The organism is Tenacibaculum sp. MAR_2009_124 (assembly GCF_900105455.1).
Lineage (GTDB): Bacteria > Bacteroidota > Bacteroidia > Flavobacteriales > Flavobacteriaceae > Polaribacter.
The window spans coordinates 507,989-523,902 of sequence record NZ_FNSF01000007.1 but is presented as its reverse complement, the minus strand read 5'-3'; the positions used below and the strand labels follow the sequence as shown (position 1 = coordinate 523,902).

Below are 15,914 nucleotides of genomic sequence, written 5' to 3'. Positions count from 1 at the left end.
ATGAAAAAACACCTACTACTACTTTTCTGTTTTGTGTTCTTGAGTTCACTCATAAAAGCTCAAGACCGACACAAACAAGGTCGTCACGAAAAAATTCGTGCCTATAAAGTTGCACACATTACTGACAAGCTAAACTTCTCCTCTCAGGAAGCTGAAAAATTTTGGCCTGTTTATAATGAATATAACGATCAAATGATGAAACTTCATAAAGAAGAACGTTATAAAATTAAAAAACGAATTGATGAACTTGGAGGTATTGATAAATTGACAGAAGACCAAGCAAAAGAAATACTTGGACATATAACCAATGTTGAAACAAAAAGAAACGAGCTTAAATCGTCTTTTTTTAATGAGGTTTCTAAGTTCCTATCGTATAGGCAAATATTAAAATTAGAAGTTGCTGAACATGAATTCAATAGGAAACTTTTAAGAAAATTAAGAGGCTCGAAAAAATTCAAGCATTAACTCGACACCCACAAAACAATACCTTACTGAATATAAACCTCTAATAATTCTGAGTTATTTTCTGAACTAATATTAAACTCTTGAACATTGGCAGGAACTAATAATGTTTCTCCATATTTTAATGTTTCAGTTTGGTTATCTTTTGAAAAAACAACCTCTCCATCAACACACATAAATATTCTAAAACTATCCTCTTCACTCTTTACCACTTGTTTTCCATTTAAAGGTATAACATTAGTGGTAAAATAAGGGCAAGATACTATTTCTGAAGATCGGTTATTCACTTTATTATACTCAGTATAATATTTTTCCTGTGAGATATAATCTATAGCATCTAAAGCTTGCTCTGTATGAAGTTCTCTGTAATTACCTTCACTGTCCTTACGATCCCAATCATATATACGATAGGTTACATCAGACGTTTGCTGAATTTCTGCTAGCATAACACCAGCTCCAATAGCATGGATTCTTCCTGTAGGGATAAAATACACATCTCCCTTAGATACTTCATCAACGTTTAATATTTCTAGTAAAGATTTATTTTCTAGATGTTCTACATATTCAACTTTGTTAGAATCATTTTTAAAACCAACAATCAAATTTGCCTTATCATCAGCCTGCATAACATACCACATTTCGGTTTTACCAAACGAGTTATGTCTTTCTTTAGCAAGTTTATCATTAGGGTGTAACTGTATACTTAAAGCTTCTTTTGCATCAATATACTTAATAAGCAATGGGAATTTTTCACCAAACTTCTTATACACCTTTTCTCCAACTAAATTTTCTTTGTAAAGACCAATTAGCTCCTTTAACGATTTTCCTGCCAAATCACCATTCGCTACTATTGAAGTATCACCTTCCACATCAGAAATCTCCCAACTTTCTCCAACGCTATTGCTCTTTGAATTCTTATTCAATTGAGAAACTAATTTCTCTCCACCCCAAATCTTTTCTTTCAAAATGGGGTTAAATTTGATAAATTTCTGTTCGATAGACATATTGTATATTTTTTCTTATTCTTCTCCTGAATACGTTACAAAATTTCTTGGTGTTTCGTATAAAGTTATTTTCAACTCGTACTTATCTTCAATAACCTTACGAAGTTTATTATAGATAACTACCGACATATATTCGGTTGACGCTGGTAGTTTTTTAAACTCTTCAACCTCTAAGTTCAAATTCTTATGATCAAAAACATCTTCAATTTCAGTTTTTATCAAATCCTTTAATTTACCTAAGTCATAAACATATCCCGTTTCTGGGTCAATCTCTCCTGTTAATGAAACAATTAACTCATAATTATGACCATGATAATATTGATTGTTACATTTTCCAAAAACTTCTAAATTACGCTCATCCGACCAATTAGGGTTATGTAATCTGTGCGCGGCGTTGAAATGCGCTTTTCTATGAACCGTTACTCTCGGCATACCTTTAAATATATTTTGAAATTTTTTCGTAAGACTCTCTAAATATAATTTTAAACCATTCTGTATATAGCTCAGGTTTATTTTCTATATCTTCCTTAACCTCCTTTAAAGGCATCCATTTAAATGCCTCCACTTCTTGGTCATTAATTAGCGGACTATCTTCATACTTTCCTACCATTACATGATCTAATTCGTGTTCGGTTAACCCATTATCAAAAGGAGCTTTATAAATAAAACTAAAAACCTCTTCCAAATCACAACTAAACCCCATTTCTTCTTGAAGCCTTCGTTTTCCTGCTTCAATATTTGTTTCTCCTTTTCTTTGGTGAGAACAACAAGTATTCGTCCAAAGTAATGGAGAATGGTACTTCTTTTTAGCACGCTGCTGCAACATTAACTCTCCCTGCTTATTAAAAACGAAAACAGAAAATGCTCTATGCAACAATGCCTTTTCATGAGCTTCTATTTTTTCCATCATCCCAACAGGATTGTCCTGCTCATCAACTAAAATTACTTGTTCCTCCATATGTTGTTTTTCTTAAAACAAACATACAAAATAGAATTTATAGAACTTAATTTTAGCTTCAAATTAATATTTCGATAAGTTAAATTTCCGAGTACAAAACGATTTCTACATTTTATATCTCGGTATTGCCAAAACTCTTTGAAAAGACTAACTTTGCAACCTTAAATTTTATAGATGAGTTTTTTAGAAGAAATACAAAAAAGACGTACGTTTGGTATTATATCTCACCCAGATGCTGGTAAAACAACCTTAACAGAAAAATTGCTTCTTTTTGGTGGGGCTATTCAGGAAGCGGGTGCCGTAAAAAACAATAAAATTAAAAAAGGAGCTACTTCAGATTTCATGGAAATTGAACGTCAAAGGGGAATTTCTGTAGCAACCTCTGTTTTAGCCTTTATATATAAAGACAAGAAAATTAATATTCTTGATACTCCTGGACATAAAGATTTTGCAGAAGATACTTTTAGAACCTTAACAGCTGTAGATAGTGTTATTGTAGTAATTGATGTGGCAAAAGGTGTTGAGGCACAAACTGAAAAACTAGTGGAAGTTTGTCGAATGCGTAAAATACCTATGATCGTATTTATAAATAAATTAGATCGTGAAGGTAAAGATGCATTTGATTTACTAGATGAAGTAGAACAAAAACTTGGATTAAAAGTTACTCCTTTAAGTTTCCCTATTGGAATGGGATATGACTTTAAAGGTATTTATAATATTTGGGACAAAAAATTAAACATTTTTTCAGGAGACAATAAACAAACAATTTCTGAAGGAATTGAATTTAAAGATGTTGACACACCTGAACTTGATGAAATTATTGGTGAAAATGCCGCTAATACACTTCGAGAAGAACTTGAGTTAATTTATGAGGTTTACCCATCTTTTAATATGGATGAATATGTTTCTGGTGATCAACAACCTGTTTTCTTTGGTTCAGCATTAAATAACTTTGGAGTAAAGGAATTGTTAGATTGTTTTATTGATATTGCTCCAAACCCACAACCAAAAGAATCTGATACGCGCTTGGTTGATTCTAAAGAACAAAAACTAAGTGGATTTGTATTTAAAATTCACGCAAACATGGATCCTAAACACAGAGATCGTTTAGCTTTCGTTAAGATTGTGTCTGGAACATTCAAAAGAAATACTCCCTACTTACACGTTAGACTTAATAAAAAAGTAAAATTCTCAAGTCCCAATGCCTTCTTTGCAGAAAGAAAAGAAATAGTTGACGAATCATTTCCAGGAGATATTGTAGGACTTCACGATACAGGAAACTTTAAAATTGGAGATACACTAACTGAAGGTGAAAAGATGAGTTTTAAAGGAATTCCAAGTTTTTCTCCGGAACATTTCCGCTATGTAAATAATGCCGATCCGTTAAAAGCGAAACAATTATTCAAAGGTTTAGACCAATTGATGGATGAAGGTGTGGCACAGTTATTTACTTTAGAAATGAACGGTAGAAAGATTATTGGTACCGTTGGAGCGCTGCAATACGAAGTTATTCAATATAGACTTGAACATGAATACGGTGCTAAATGTACCTACGAAAATATATCCGTTCATAAAGCATGCTGGGTGCAAGCTGAAGATGAAAAAAACGAAGAGTTTAAAGAGTTCAAAAGAGTGAAGCAAAGATATTTAGCGAAGGACAAGCAAGGGCAACTTGTATTTTTAGCCGACTCACCTTTTACAATTCAAATGACTCAAAGTAAATACCCATCGGTGAAACTTCACTTTACAAGCGAATTTGAGTAATTCTAATCGATATCCAATATTTAGAACCACAAAATAATCATGAAACGACATTTAACTTCTCGCCTCACATTACTTATTGGAGCAATACTATGTATTCAAACAGTTTTGAAAGCTCAAAACGACCTTAACAATCTGGTAGGGAGAGAATTAAATAATAAGGTTAGGTTAAACTTTATCCCGGTGAATATGCCTAACCAAAAGTTCCCTAGTTTAAAACCTACTATGGGAATGATGGGATTGCATTATAACATTCCATTAAACGATTGGTTGTATACAGGAGCAGGAATGTATGCTGCCGTTACCGGAGATCAAGGAGGTTTATTTACGTTAGGAATAGAATTAGGTATTAATAAAAGGTTGTATAAAAATTTATACTTCGATGCTAATTTCCATTTTGGTGGTGGTGGTGGATATCGTTATTTGGTTAATGATGGCGGCTTTATTAATCCTAATATGGGATTACAATACAAGAAAAAAGGATATTCATTCGGAGTACAATACAGTCATGTAAATTTCTATTCTGGTGAAATGAAAAGTAATTCAGTTTCTTTCTTCGTTGAAATTCCAAGTATTTTAAGATTCTCTGATTATAATTTAGCTCATAAAGAATTTATAAACAATAATCTCCGAGAAGATAGTTTTTGGAAACAGCCTGCTGTAAAAAATGTACAGCAATTACGTTTCGACTTTTTTAACCCCATTCGAAATTCGAAGAAAGATAATGGAGCTCCACTAACTGAAACTTTATATGTATTAGGTTTTGAGTATCAAAAATACTTAAGTGAAAACACTTTTGTATTTGCTCATACTGATGCCATTTATAAAGGTTTAAGAGCTGGGTTTATGGATTTATTTTTCGGAGCTGGTTATCATCCTTATAAATCCAATTCAATAAATCTCTTTACTAAACTAGGTATTGGTGCCGCTGGAGGTCGAGTTGCACCAGAAGGAGGTTTAATGATATATCCTTCTGCAGGAATTGACTTAAAACTTTCGAACCATCTTGCTCTAAGTACTCATGCAGGATATTACAAAGCTATTGCTGGAGATTTAGAAGCATACACATATGGTTTTGGAATTAAGTATTTAGGTAGTAATGGCGGAACTAATGAAAATGATAATAATTCGGTATTCAAAACCAATGGAATTGTTTTCAGTATTGAAAACCAGTCGTACTTTAATGTTGCAAAAACAGATGATAGAGACAATATTCTTAGTGTAGATTTACAATTAATTGGTTTACAATTTAATTACGATTTAACTAAAAACTTCTATGTTTTAGGAGAAGCTGGTTTTGCCTATAGTGGAAGATCAGGTGGATACGCTCATGGATTAGCTGGGTTCGGTATTAAAACAAATAATTTCTTAAGTAATAAAGTAAACCTTTTTGTAGAAATGGCTGGTGGAGCTGCTGGTGGCGCTGGTGTAGATACTGGTGAAGGAATTGTTGTTAGACCTACTGCAGGTATTAACTATAACGTAAGTAATAATTTTTCGTTGACTGCCTCAGGAGGTAAATTTTACGCCCCTTTTGGTGAAGTTAGCTCAACAAATATAAACATTGGATTAAACTTCAATTTTGCGAGTTTATCCTCTTCGAAATAAATAAATAGATAAAAAACCTAACAAATGAATAACGGAATTTACGCAAAGTTCACGACTCCTAAAGGAGCTATTCTAGTGAACTTAGAATATGAAAAAACACCAGGAACAGTAGGTAACTTTGTTGCTTTAGCTGAAGGTAATTTAGAAAACTCGGCAAAGCCTCAAGGAACGCCATATTATAATGGATTAAAATTCCATAGAGTAATTCCTGATTTTATGGTTCAAGGAGGGTGTCCTTTAGGTACTGGTACTGGTAATCCAGGTTATAAATTCGATGATGAAATTCACCCTGAGTTAAAACATGATGCTCCTGGAAAACTTTCAATGGCTAATGCTGGCCCAGGAACTAATGGTTCTCAGTTTTTCATTACACACGTTGCCACTCCTTGGTTAGATGGAAAGCATACTGTTTTTGGAAGTGTTATTGAAGGACAAGATGTTGTTGACGCTATCGCACAAGATGACGACATGCAATTAGAAATAGTTCGTGTTGGTGATGACGCCCAAAACTTTAATGCTGTTGAAGCTTTTAGAACTTTTGAAGGAGCTCGTGAAAAAAGAGAAGCTGAAGAGAAAGAACGTCAAGGTAAGTTACTTGATGAAGTTGCAGCTGGATATGATGAAACTCCAAGTGGATTGCGTTATAAAATCTTACAAAAAGGAGATGGTCAAACTCCATCAAAAGGTTCTACTGTATCAGTGCACTATAAAGGTCAATTAATTGATGGTACTGTATTCGATTCTTCATACAAAAGAAAACAACCTATTGAATTCGCTATTGGAGTTGGACAAGTTATTCCTGGATGGGATGAAGGTATTCAATTATTACATGTTGGTGATAAAGCCAGATTAGTTATTCCTTCAAACTTAGGTTATGGTCCTAACGGTGCAGGAGGGGTTATTCCACCCGATGCAACTCTTATATTCGACGTTGAACTTGTTAACGTTAAGTAAATCAAAACATTCAAGAAAGAGCTCCAATAATGGAGCTTTTTTTAGTTTATTTTCAGATTAACATTTAGATAATATTGATAACATTAAAGAAAAGTTTATTTAATAGAGTTATGATATTCTTTTAAGGTAAAAACGGAAGAAATGCAAGATTTTTGTGACGTAGTTTAACCCCACAGAAATATGAAAACAACCCTCTTATCCGTAACAATTTTCTTACTATCTATTGCTGCTTCCGCTCAAAAAGTTTGCGATTCACCTAAGGAAGAAATTATTGACCCAAATAGCCTTTCTCTAAGTAAGTGTGAAGTAGAAAATAAAACAAAGAAAAAAAGATCTCGGAAAATAATTAAAAATAAAAATGTTTCGAGAAAAAGAATTACTAAAAGATTTAAGACCAACCCTAATGATCTTAATTCAACCTTAAGCCCTAGTAATGATTTGAAAACAACTATTTCAGTTACGAAGTCTTTTAAATCAAATAAGTTAAAATCAAACACAATACTCTTCAATGTTGTTGATGAAACTCCTTTATTCACAACATGTATTGACAAAGGCAAAGAAGAAAACACTAAATGCTTTAGAGACAAAATACAAAAACACTTCGCAAAAAATTTCACTCCTGGAAATATAGCTGAAGATGAAATATCGGGTAAAGTTATTATCAAATTCGATATAAAAATAAATGGTAAGGTTGATAATATAGAAGTACGAAGTAAAAAGAAAAGTAAGAAGCTATATAATGAGATAAAATGTATTTTCTCAAAACTCCCCTTAATTAAACCAGGCAAAGTGAATGGCTTACCTGTTAATGTTACGTATGTCTTTCCAATAAACCTAACTTTAGACTAAAAAACTAACTAAAAAACAACTATTCATAAGTGTTTAACTATTTAAAACTCTAAAATCAATTATTTCAATTAAATAGTACAAAACACATTCTTTAAATTTAAATTGTTTTGTAGTTTTTACGGAAACCCGTAACCTAACTAACTAAAAATCAACAAAAAAAAATTATGATATGTGTAATTTTTTTTTATTTTTGCGTCTAACTACTAGGAAAGTTAAACTTAAAAATTTTGAAGTTATTCTTGTTAGCAAGTGATAAAACAAGGTTTTAACTGAAAAAAATATTGTCTATTTTTTTGATTTTAAATTTAATTTTCTTAGGTTTACAATATTAATTTAATTTACTAACCCCTAAATTAAGCAAGATTATGATGAGATTCCCCTTGTTGATTTTAGCTATATCGTTGTCATTTACAACAATAGCGCAAGAGCACTGTGATACTCCAGATGAGGGTATTGCTGATCCAAACAGTATAACTAAATGTGCTGTAGAAGAGGTTAAAGATGCTGATGGTAACGCCAAAAAGCAAGTTTCAATCGAAGTTTCTACAAGAAGACGTGTAGTTCGTAAGAATAAAGCAGCCGTAGCTTTAGGGGACAAAAATAGTTCTCATCAAGTGGCAAACGTTAAAAAAACAACTTTACTTGTAGGAAAATTAGAATTAGAGGATTCAGGTGAAATGCTTGAAAAGATTCCATTTAATTTAGTAGAAGAAATTCCATTATTTAAAAAATGTGAGAACGAACCTTTAATCAAACAAGCTAAATGTTTCGACCAACAAATGTCAAAACATATTTTAAGACATTTTAATTATCCTGAACAAGCATTAAACAAAGGTATTGAAGGAAGAGTTTTAGCTCAATTTACGATTAACCAGCTTGGAGATGTTGAAGATATAAGACTTCGTGGTCCTAAAGGTGGAGAATTACTAGAAGGTGAAGCTAAAAGATTAATTGAAGAGTTACCAAAATTCGTTCCTGGAAAACATAACGGAAAATCTGTAAAAGTAAAATATGGTATTCCTATTACTTTTAGAGTTCCTGGTTCAAAAAGAAGAACAACTGTAGCGAAGAGAAAACCAGTAAGAGCTAAAAAAGCGGCTCCAACTGTTAAAGAGGAAGTTTTTACAAACGTAGTAAAATTCAATAAGGTTCAATCTATTCCTCAATTCAAAGCATGTTCTAACGCTTCAGATTTTGATAAGTTAAACTGTTTCAATGAAAGAATGATTAGTCATATTCAAAGGAACTTCCATTATCCTTCTGCTGCAGCAAGAGAAAACATTGAAGGAAAAGTTTGGGTTACTTTTGTAATCAACTCTCAAGGAAAAGTTAAAAACATAAAAATGAGAGGCCCTAAGAATGGTGAACTTTTAGAAATAGAAGCCCAGAGAATGGTATCTAAATTACCAGATTTTATTCCTGGTAAACACGATGGGAAATTTGCAAATGTTCAATACACTATTCCAATAAACTTTAAATTAAACTAACTTTTATTTAGTTCAATAATATTAAAAAGGTCAGAATTCATATTCTGACCTTTTCTTTTTGTAATCATACTATTTAACATTAAATAGTATATTTGTTTGACAAAATTAAAAGCATGAAAATAATTGCAATGATACCCGCAAGGTATGACGCTACAAGATTTCCTGGTAAATTAATGAAAGATTTGGGTGGCGAGCCTGTAATAGTAAAAACATATAAAGCAGCTGTAAATTCACAACTTTTTGACAGCGTATATGTTGTAACGGATTCTGATATTATAAAAGATTCATTAATTACTTCAGGTGGTAACGTAATTATGAGTAAAAAAGAACATGACTGCGGTTCTGATAGAATAGCCGAGGCTGTTGAAGATATGGATGTAGATATCGTTATTAACGTTCAAGGTGATGAGCCCTTTATAGACACCGAGTCCTTAAAAAAACTAATCGATGTATTTGAAAAAGATAATGACAATAACATTGATCTCGCATCTTTGAAAGTTAAACTAACCGATAGTAAAGAAATTAAAAACCCAAATAATGTCAAGGTAATCACGGACAATTATGGTTTCGCTTTATACTTTTCTCGCAGTGTAATTCCAAATTTGAGAGATAAAACCTCCAATACGAATTATTATAAACACAAAGGAGTATATGCTTTTAGAAAATCCGCATTAATTGATTTCTACAATACTCCTATGACTCCACTTGAAATGAGTGAGAAAATAGAGTGTATCCGTTATTTAGAGGTGGGTAAAAAAATTAAAATGATAGAAACTTCTGTTGAAAGTATTGGTATTGATACTCCTGACGATCTGGAAAAAGCAATTCAATTTATAAAGAAACAACCATGATAAGGAACAACGTTAAAGTCGTAGCTTTTGATGCAGACGATACCTTATGGGTTAACGAAACCTATTTTAGAGAAGCAGAAAACGAATTTGCTTCCTTATTATCTAATTACGAGACCGAAAATAAAATTCATCAAGAATTATTCAAAAAAGAAATTAAAAACCTTCCATTGTATGGCTATGGTATTAAGGGATTCGTTCTATCAATGATGGAATGTGCTCTTGAGATATCCAATGGAAATCTACCTAGTGAAATTCTATCTAAAATTATTGACATTGGTAAAGATATGCTCGACAAACCTGTTGTTGTTTTAGATAATGTTGAAAGTGTATTGCAAAGCCTAAGCAAAAAATATAAACTAATTGTTGCTACAAAAGGAGATCTATTAGATCAAGAAAAGAAACTTAAAAAGTCAGGGATACTTCAATACTTCCATCATATTGAAGTAATGAGTGAGAAAAAAGAAGAAGATTATACAAAACTTTTAAAGCACTTAGATATTAAGCCCAAAGATTTTTTAATGATTGGAAATTCATTAAAATCTGATGTTCTTCCGATTCTTAACATTGGAGCGCAAGCAATTCATGTTCCCTTTCATACTACTTGGCAATATGAAGAGGTAAATTCAAACTCTATTAATGAGGATTATATTACTATAAAAAGCATTAAACATCTATTAAATTATATATAGATCTCTTATTTAACTTATTGATACTATAATTTTAAATATTTTCTTATTCTGGATAAGGAGAAAACCTTTAAATTTGCCAAAAAATAAAATTATGGCAAGTATTAAAAACTTAAAAAAAGATATCAACTATACCTTAGGAGCAATTGCTACTATTTGTGATGACTGGCAAAAGAAGAATCCTAGTGAGGATATGACAGCCTCTAACGCAATACTTGACGATGCATATAACGCATATGACGATCTATTAAATAAGGTAAATAGTAATGATGTTGAAAATGCTAAAAGTTACTTTAAAACCCTTAGTAAGGAACTTGAAAGTAAAGCTGTAGCACTGCTCGAAAGAGCAAATAACTTATAATTTCTTAAAATCTGACATTGGTCAGATTTTTTTTTGGTCAACTTTAACAATTAAGTTCGTATTTTTTTGTAAATTAGAACATGCGAAAATTAACTCAAATCCCCTAAGATATGGCAAGAGCTATGTATGAGTACACGAAAACTATACTCAAAAAAGTTAGTTTCAACTCTGAATTATTTTGTAAGGAACTAGAGAAAGCTTTAACAAGACTTTTACCTCACGAGATAAACGAATTAAAAATTTGGCTCAGAGAATTTACAGCTACAAGACCAGAACTATACTTTTGTATGGCGATAGTAAAAAAATAAAACATTTTTACATGACGAAACTCCGAACATTGCTGTTCGGAGTTTTTTTTTTGACATAAAATTCTTATACAAGAAAAGTTCCTTGGCAGTATTTCATAAACTGTGTAAGTTTTAAAATCTCGGGGTTGAATTCAACCCCGAGATTTTTTTATTCATTAACTTTAATTTTTACACATTTATGAAACCAGAAGATTTATTAAACGGCGAATTTCTAAAACAATTTAAAGATGGCTCAGAGTTAACTAGCTTTATAGAACAACTTCACAAACGAGGAGTTGAAAAGATTTTAGAAGGAGAGTTATCAGCTCATTTAGATTACGAGAAACATCAAAAGAGCACTAACTCTAATTCTCGAAATGGCTATTCAAAGAAGAAGTTAAAAACAACTTTAGGAGAAACAGAAATAGAAGTCCCAAGAGACCGTGAAGGATCTTTTAATCCTATGTTGGTAAAGAAAAGAGAAAGTACTACAGATGGTGTTGAAAATCTTATCATCTCTTTGTATGCTAAGGGAATGAGTGCTTCTGATATAGAGGAGCAAATCCGAGAGCTATATGACTTTAACATCTCTACTTCAACGATTTCAAGAATCACAGATAGCATTACTAATGACATTGTAGCATGGAAAAATAGACCTTTAGAAGCTACTTATTTAATCGTTTGGATGGATGGAATTGTTTTCAAGGTTAGAGAGAACTCTAAGGTTATTAACAAAACTATATACATAGCTGTAGGCCTTAGATCCGACGGTAAAAAGGAAGTACTAGGTTTGTGGTTAGGTAAAAATGAATCAGCTGCTTTTTGGATGAGTGTTTTGACTGATATTAAGGCCAGAGGAACGCAAGATATACTGATTACTGCAACCGATAATTTAAACGGATTTACAGATACTATAAAGACAGTGTTTCCTAATTCTACCACACAAATATGTGTAGTACATCAGATTAGAAACTCTTGTAGATACGTGGTTTGGAAAGATAAAAAAGAGTTTACTAAAGATATGAAGCAAATCTATACAGCTCCAACTAAAGAAGCCGCAAAGGCTGCTTTAAAAGATTTTAAAAATAAATGGGAAGCTAAATATTCGTATGCTATTAAAAGTTGGGAAAACAACTGGGATGAACTCACTGTTTTCTTCGATTTTCCAATTGAAATAAGAACTATTATTTACACCACTAATCTTATTGAAAATCTTAATGGGAAAATACGCAAATACACTAAAAACAAACTCTCTTTCCCGACAGATGACGCTGTTATCAAATCGGTATATTTAGCTTTAAGAGAAAGTACTAAAAAGTGGACAATGCCCATTAGAAATTGGGGCATAATTCTAAATCAATTTTTAGCTATATTTGAAAAAAGGATTAGGCTATAAATAACCTAACCCTGATATTTTGAACTTACACACTTTTTAGGATAGTGTCAGTTCCTTTATCAAACGATCAATAAAATTGAATACACTTATTAAAGTCGAAAGGGTTCAACTTCGCTAAGCTAAACCCTTTCATATAAATTTTATTACACACTTTACCAGATAGTGTCTATTTTTTACATCTTATTTGGAGATTCATCATCATCGCAATTTTCTCCAACAATACATTTATTGTCGTTATTATTATTTTTTCCTTTTTTAAAATTATTTCTTAAGAAGAACAAATAACTATTCTTTCTGCTCATTCTTCTTTTCATTTTAATAATTTCTGCCTTTTGTTTCGCCTTAATAAACTCCTTCCCTTTAACAATGAAAAAATATGATCTTCTGTTTACCTGATGCTCTTTTTCTGTACATTTATTTCTTCTAGCATTGGTACAATTATTAAGTAATTTCTCCTCACCATATCCAATTGCTTTTTCAATTCTTTTTTTGTCTATTCCTCTTGAAACAATATAATCTCTAGTCGCTTTAGCGCGTCTATCCGATAGCTTTTTATTATAAAGATCATTACCCCTACTATCAGTATGAGCTTCAATTTTAATAACAATTTGCGGGTGATTTTTCATCACTGTAATAATATTCTCTAACTCGTATTGAGCATCTTCTCTAATTTCAGATTTGTTAAAATCGAAATAAATAGGGTTAATTACAATTTGATCACCAATAATCAACGGTATTAATTTCAAATCCGCTTTTACAACATCAATATCCTTATTTTTAGTGTTCACCGCGATTTTATCAGATTTATGATCAAATTTACTACCTGCTATTGTAAAAGCTAAATCACAGGGTACCTTTTTAAACGAATACTTCCCGTTCTCATCCGATATCACCTCATTGATTAAATTACCCTCTGAATTTATTAACTTCAAATTAGCCCCAACAATAATTTCCCCAAACTTGGCATCTACAACTGTACCTGATATTTCCTTTTCACATACATCCTGATATATATAAAAACTATAAATATCATCATCTCCCTTACCACCTTTTCTGTTAGATGTAAAAAATCCCTTTTTTCCAATATCATCAATATAGAATGCAAAATCATCCTTTTTACTGTTAAAAGGCTCACCTAAATTAATTGCTTTTGAATACGTAGAATCATTTTGTCTTTTTGTTTGGAAAATATCTAATAATCCAAAGCCTAAATGACCATTCGAAGAAAAATATAACGTTCCATCTTCTCCAACAAAAGGGAACTTCTCATTATCAGAGGTATTTACTTGTTTTCCTAAATTAACAGGGGTGCTATATTTATCAATATCAATTATATTAACTGAGTAAACATCACTTCCTCCAAAGCCACCAGGCATGTTGGAAACAAAGTATAATTTCTTTTCATCGGAACTTAAAGCTGGATGTCCTACAGAATAGTCATCACTATTAAAAGGTAACTCTTGCACCTTAGACCATTCACCATTTATTAATCTTGACTTATATATTTTTAAGTTAACTGATCGTCTTCTATCCCTACTAACTTTTTTACCGTCGAAATTATTACGGGTAAAATACATAGTTTTCCCATCTTTAGTAAAAACAGGTTTACCTTCATGATATTTAGTCGTAATAGGTGTTGGTAAAATTTTCTTATCATAAAGTTCCAATATCGTATCTTTAACATTAGATTCTAATGATTCTATACTTTCCTTGGCCTTATAAATATTTAAAAATGGTTGATTATTCCACTTATAAAGTTTCTGTTTTTTATCCCCTTTAGGTGCAGAAGAAGTAAAATAAGCATAACCATTTAATAGGAAGCCTCCATATTCAGAATAATGCGTATTTAATTTCAAATTTCTTACACCTATTCTTTGATCTTCATTGTTAGAATAGTCTAGTAAATAATTTTTATTCTCCAATTCAGTCGTACGATTATTCTTTCCTCCTTTGTCAGCTAGTTGCAAAAAGATAGAATCCGACTTCTTATAGTTTCCATTACTTCTTAATACTTGAGCATATCTGAAAAGATATTTGTCAGAAAGATCACTTTTATATTTCTTCACCAACAACTCATACCAATCTAGTGCTTCAGTTGTATTTGCATTATTGTAATAAGAATCCGCTAAGCGACTTAGTACATGTTTGGATGAATCTCCTTTTTCAACAACTATTGCTTTGTAAAGCTCTGCCGATTGAACATATGAAAACTCTTCAAAATATCTATCTGCTACTCTCTTGCTTTGTGCCGATATTTTTATAAAACTTAATGCCGCTAACAACAATAAACTTTTCCCTCGTAATTTCATTAGTCTGTTTTTTAAAAGAATCTTGGTGATCTATATTTCAATGGATTTAATATTTCATATTTCAACATAACTTCATGCGTTCCTGAATTTACCACATTGTAGTTCGAAGTTGTTAAATCATATGCATATCCAATTAAAAGTGAATCTGTGGCTTGAAAACCTAAAAGAGCGCTTATAGAATCATCCCATCTCCAAGCTATTCCTGTTCTAAATTTATCATTGAATAAAAAGTTAGCAGAAATGTCTAATGATAATGGAGCTCCTGAAACACCTTTTAACAAAGCTGCAGGCTTAAACTTAATACTTTCATTTAAATCGAATACGTAACCAGTAATAAAGAAAAAATGCATTCGTTCAACGGCTGTTATACCTTGACTTCCTAAATTAGCATCATAATGTTCTGACCTTAAAAAATTAGGTACCGATAATCCCATATACCATTTTTCTTTATGATAATACACCCCTGCTCCAATTGTTGGTAAAAACCTTCCATTTATGTTGTTTTGGAATAGACTTTCATCTTCAACCACATTTCCTTTAGTCCAATCAATATTCAAAAACCTTCCTCCAAGTCTTAATCCAAATGCCAAATCTCCTTTTTCACCGGTTTTAACAGAATAAGAAACATTCGCATCAAAATATACCTCACTAGAAGGGCCTATTTTATCGTTTACTAAATTGACTCCTAATCCTAGTCCTGCGAAACCAATAGGAGAATCATAACTTAAGTTTTGGGTATCTGGTGCTCCGTCAAAACCGACCCATTGCGTTCTTGCTAAAGCAGTAATAACCGTATGCCCTCTTGACCCTGCATAGGCTGGATTTACACTCATTGTGTTAAACATATATTGAGTAAATTGAGGATCTTGTTGTCCATAGCTATTTGTTACTAAACAAACAGCTATGAAACAGATTAATTTTGAAAATAATTTCATTTTAAA

At 31.8% G+C, this 15,914-nt stretch carries 16 protein-coding genes; 11 read left to right on the top strand and 5 right to left on the bottom strand.

The window, feature by feature from the left end:
* Window positions 1-465: a hypothetical protein gene (locus tag BLW23_RS19180; protein ID WP_143032231.1), complete on the top strand. Its 465-nt coding sequence runs from the start codon at window positions 1-3 to the stop codon at window positions 463-465.
* 23 nt (window positions 466-488) lie between these two features.
* On the opposite strand, the gene BLW23_RS19175 is transcribed toward BLW23_RS19180, so the two are convergent.
* From BLW23_RS19175 to idi, 3 genes are read right to left on the bottom strand one after another with little or no spacing between them, the layout of a single operon-like run.
* Window positions 489-1,466 carry a type I phosphomannose isomerase catalytic subunit gene (locus tag BLW23_RS19175; RefSeq protein ID WP_093672898.1) on the bottom strand — a complete coding sequence of 326 codons (978 nt, stop codon included), beginning with the start codon at window positions 1,464-1,466 and terminating at the stop codon, window positions 489-491.
* A gap of 15 nt (window positions 1,467-1,481) precedes the next feature.
* Complete coding sequence (locus tag BLW23_RS19170) at window positions 1,482-1,898, bottom strand: 6-pyruvoyl trahydropterin synthase family protein (protein WP_093672896.1); 417 nt, start codon at window positions 1,896-1,898, stop codon at window positions 1,482-1,484.
* Between the two features lie 4 nt (window positions 1,899-1,902).
* On the bottom strand, window positions 1,903-2,424 hold the full coding sequence (idi, locus tag BLW23_RS19165) for an isopentenyl-diphosphate Delta-isomerase (protein ID WP_093672894.1): 522 nt from the start codon (window positions 2,422-2,424) through the stop codon (window positions 1,903-1,905).
* Between the two features lie 174 nt (window positions 2,425-2,598).
* On the opposite strand from idi, the gene BLW23_RS19160 reads away from it, so the two are divergent.
* From BLW23_RS19160 to BLW23_RS19115, 10 genes are all read left to right on the top strand, one after another.
* A complete protein-coding gene (locus BLW23_RS19160; protein WP_093672892.1) occupies window positions 2,599-4,188 on the top strand; it encodes a peptide chain release factor 3 in 1,590 nt (529 codons plus the stop codon).
* A gap of 39 nt (window positions 4,189-4,227) precedes the next feature.
* On the top strand, window positions 4,228-5,793 hold the full coding sequence (locus BLW23_RS19155) for a hypothetical protein (protein ID WP_255362839.1): 1,566 nt from the start codon (window positions 4,228-4,230) through the stop codon (window positions 5,791-5,793).
* Between the two features lie 24 nt (window positions 5,794-5,817).
* On the top strand, window positions 5,818-6,747 hold the full coding sequence (locus BLW23_RS19150) for a peptidylprolyl isomerase (protein ID WP_093672890.1): 930 nt from the start codon (window positions 5,818-5,820) through the stop codon (window positions 6,745-6,747).
* Between the two features lie 180 nt (window positions 6,748-6,927).
* The gene (locus tag BLW23_RS19145) at window positions 6,928-7,596 is read left to right on the top strand and encodes an energy transducer TonB (protein ID WP_093672888.1); all 669 of its coding nucleotides are present in this window, start codon (window positions 6,928-6,930) and stop codon (window positions 7,594-7,596) included.
* Window positions 7,597-7,961: 365 nt separating this feature from the next.
* The gene (locus BLW23_RS19140) at window positions 7,962-9,083 is read left to right on the top strand and encodes an energy transducer TonB (protein WP_093672885.1); all 1,122 of its coding nucleotides are present in this window, start codon (window positions 7,962-7,964) and stop codon (window positions 9,081-9,083) included.
* Between the two features lie 113 nt (window positions 9,084-9,196).
* Window positions 9,197-9,934 carry a 3-deoxy-manno-octulosonate cytidylyltransferase gene (gene kdsB / locus BLW23_RS19135; RefSeq protein ID WP_093672883.1) on the top strand — a complete coding sequence of 246 codons (738 nt, stop codon included), beginning with the start codon at window positions 9,197-9,199 and terminating at the stop codon, window positions 9,932-9,934.
* Entirely contained in the window at window positions 9,931-10,623 is a 693-nt protein-coding gene (locus BLW23_RS19130; protein ID WP_093672881.1) for an HAD family hydrolase, read from the top strand. The genes kdsB and BLW23_RS19130 overlap by 4 nt, the downstream gene beginning before the upstream one ends.
* 91 nt (window positions 10,624-10,714) lie before the next feature.
* The gene (locus BLW23_RS19125) at window positions 10,715-10,981 is read left to right on the top strand and encodes a hypothetical protein (RefSeq protein ID WP_093672879.1); all 267 of its coding nucleotides are present in this window, start codon (window positions 10,715-10,717) and stop codon (window positions 10,979-10,981) included.
* A 110-nt stretch (window positions 10,982-11,091) separates the two neighbouring features.
* Window positions 11,092-11,289, top strand: a complete 198-nt coding sequence (locus tag BLW23_RS23780) for a hypothetical protein (RefSeq protein WP_093672877.1) — start codon at window positions 11,092-11,094, stop codon at window positions 11,287-11,289.
* A 178-nt stretch (window positions 11,290-11,467) separates the two neighbouring features.
* Entirely contained in the window at window positions 11,468-12,664 is a 1,197-nt protein-coding gene (locus BLW23_RS19115) for an IS256 family transposase (RefSeq protein WP_093667472.1), read from the top strand.
* Window positions 12,665-12,837: 173 nt separating this feature from the next.
* On the opposite strand, the gene BLW23_RS19110 is transcribed toward BLW23_RS19115, so the two are convergent.
* Both BLW23_RS19110 and BLW23_RS19105 read right to left on the bottom strand, forming a co-directional pair.
* Window positions 12,838-14,973: an OmpA family protein gene (locus BLW23_RS19110; RefSeq protein WP_093672875.1), complete on the bottom strand. Its 2,136-nt coding sequence runs from the start codon at window positions 14,971-14,973 to the stop codon at window positions 12,838-12,840.
* 11 nt (window positions 14,974-14,984) lie between these two features.
* Window positions 14,985-15,908 (bottom strand): PorP/SprF family type IX secretion system membrane protein, encoded by a 924-nt coding sequence (locus tag BLW23_RS19105; protein ID WP_093672873.1) that lies wholly within the window; start codon window positions 15,906-15,908, stop codon window positions 14,985-14,987.
* Between the last annotated feature and the right edge of the window lie 6 nt (window positions 15,909-15,914).

Coding starts and splice junctions, on each gene's coding strand:
- BLW23_RS19180 (WP_143032231.1), top strand. CDS start 1: ATGAAAAAACACCTACTACTACTTTTCTGTTTTGTGTTCTTGAGTTCA.
- BLW23_RS19175 (WP_093672898.1), bottom strand. CDS start 1,466: ATGTCTATCGAACAGAAATTTATCAAATTTAACCCCATTTTGAAAGAA.
- BLW23_RS19170 (WP_093672896.1), bottom strand. CDS start 1,898: ATGCCGAGAGTAACGGTTCATAGAAAAGCGCATTTCAACGCCGCGCAC.
- idi (WP_093672894.1), bottom strand. CDS start 2,424: ATGGAGGAACAAGTAATTTTAGTTGATGAGCAGGACAATCCTGTTGGG.
- BLW23_RS19160 (WP_093672892.1), top strand. CDS start 2,599: ATGAGTTTTTTAGAAGAAATACAAAAAAGACGTACGTTTGGTATTATA.
- BLW23_RS19155 (WP_255362839.1), top strand. CDS start 4,228: ATGAAACGACATTTAACTTCTCGCCTCACATTACTTATTGGAGCAATA.
- BLW23_RS19150 (WP_093672890.1), top strand. CDS start 5,818: ATGAATAACGGAATTTACGCAAAGTTCACGACTCCTAAAGGAGCTATT.
- BLW23_RS19145 (WP_093672888.1), top strand. CDS start 6,928: ATGAAAACAACCCTCTTATCCGTAACAATTTTCTTACTATCTATTGCT.
- BLW23_RS19140 (WP_093672885.1), top strand. CDS start 7,962: ATGATGAGATTCCCCTTGTTGATTTTAGCTATATCGTTGTCATTTACA.
- kdsB (WP_093672883.1), top strand. CDS start 9,197: ATGAAAATAATTGCAATGATACCCGCAAGGTATGACGCTACAAGATTT.
- BLW23_RS19130 (WP_093672881.1), top strand. CDS start 9,931: ATGATAAGGAACAACGTTAAAGTCGTAGCTTTTGATGCAGACGATACC.
- BLW23_RS19125 (WP_093672879.1), top strand. CDS start 10,715: ATGGCAAGTATTAAAAACTTAAAAAAAGATATCAACTATACCTTAGGA.
- BLW23_RS23780 (WP_093672877.1), top strand. CDS start 11,092: ATGGCAAGAGCTATGTATGAGTACACGAAAACTATACTCAAAAAAGTT.
- BLW23_RS19115 (WP_093667472.1), top strand. CDS start 11,468: ATGAAACCAGAAGATTTATTAAACGGCGAATTTCTAAAACAATTTAAA.
- BLW23_RS19110 (WP_093672875.1), bottom strand. CDS start 14,973: ATGAAATTACGAGGGAAAAGTTTATTGTTGTTAGCGGCATTAAGTTTT.
- BLW23_RS19105 (WP_093672873.1), bottom strand. CDS start 15,908: ATGAAATTATTTTCAAAATTAATCTGTTTCATAGCTGTTTGTTTAGTA.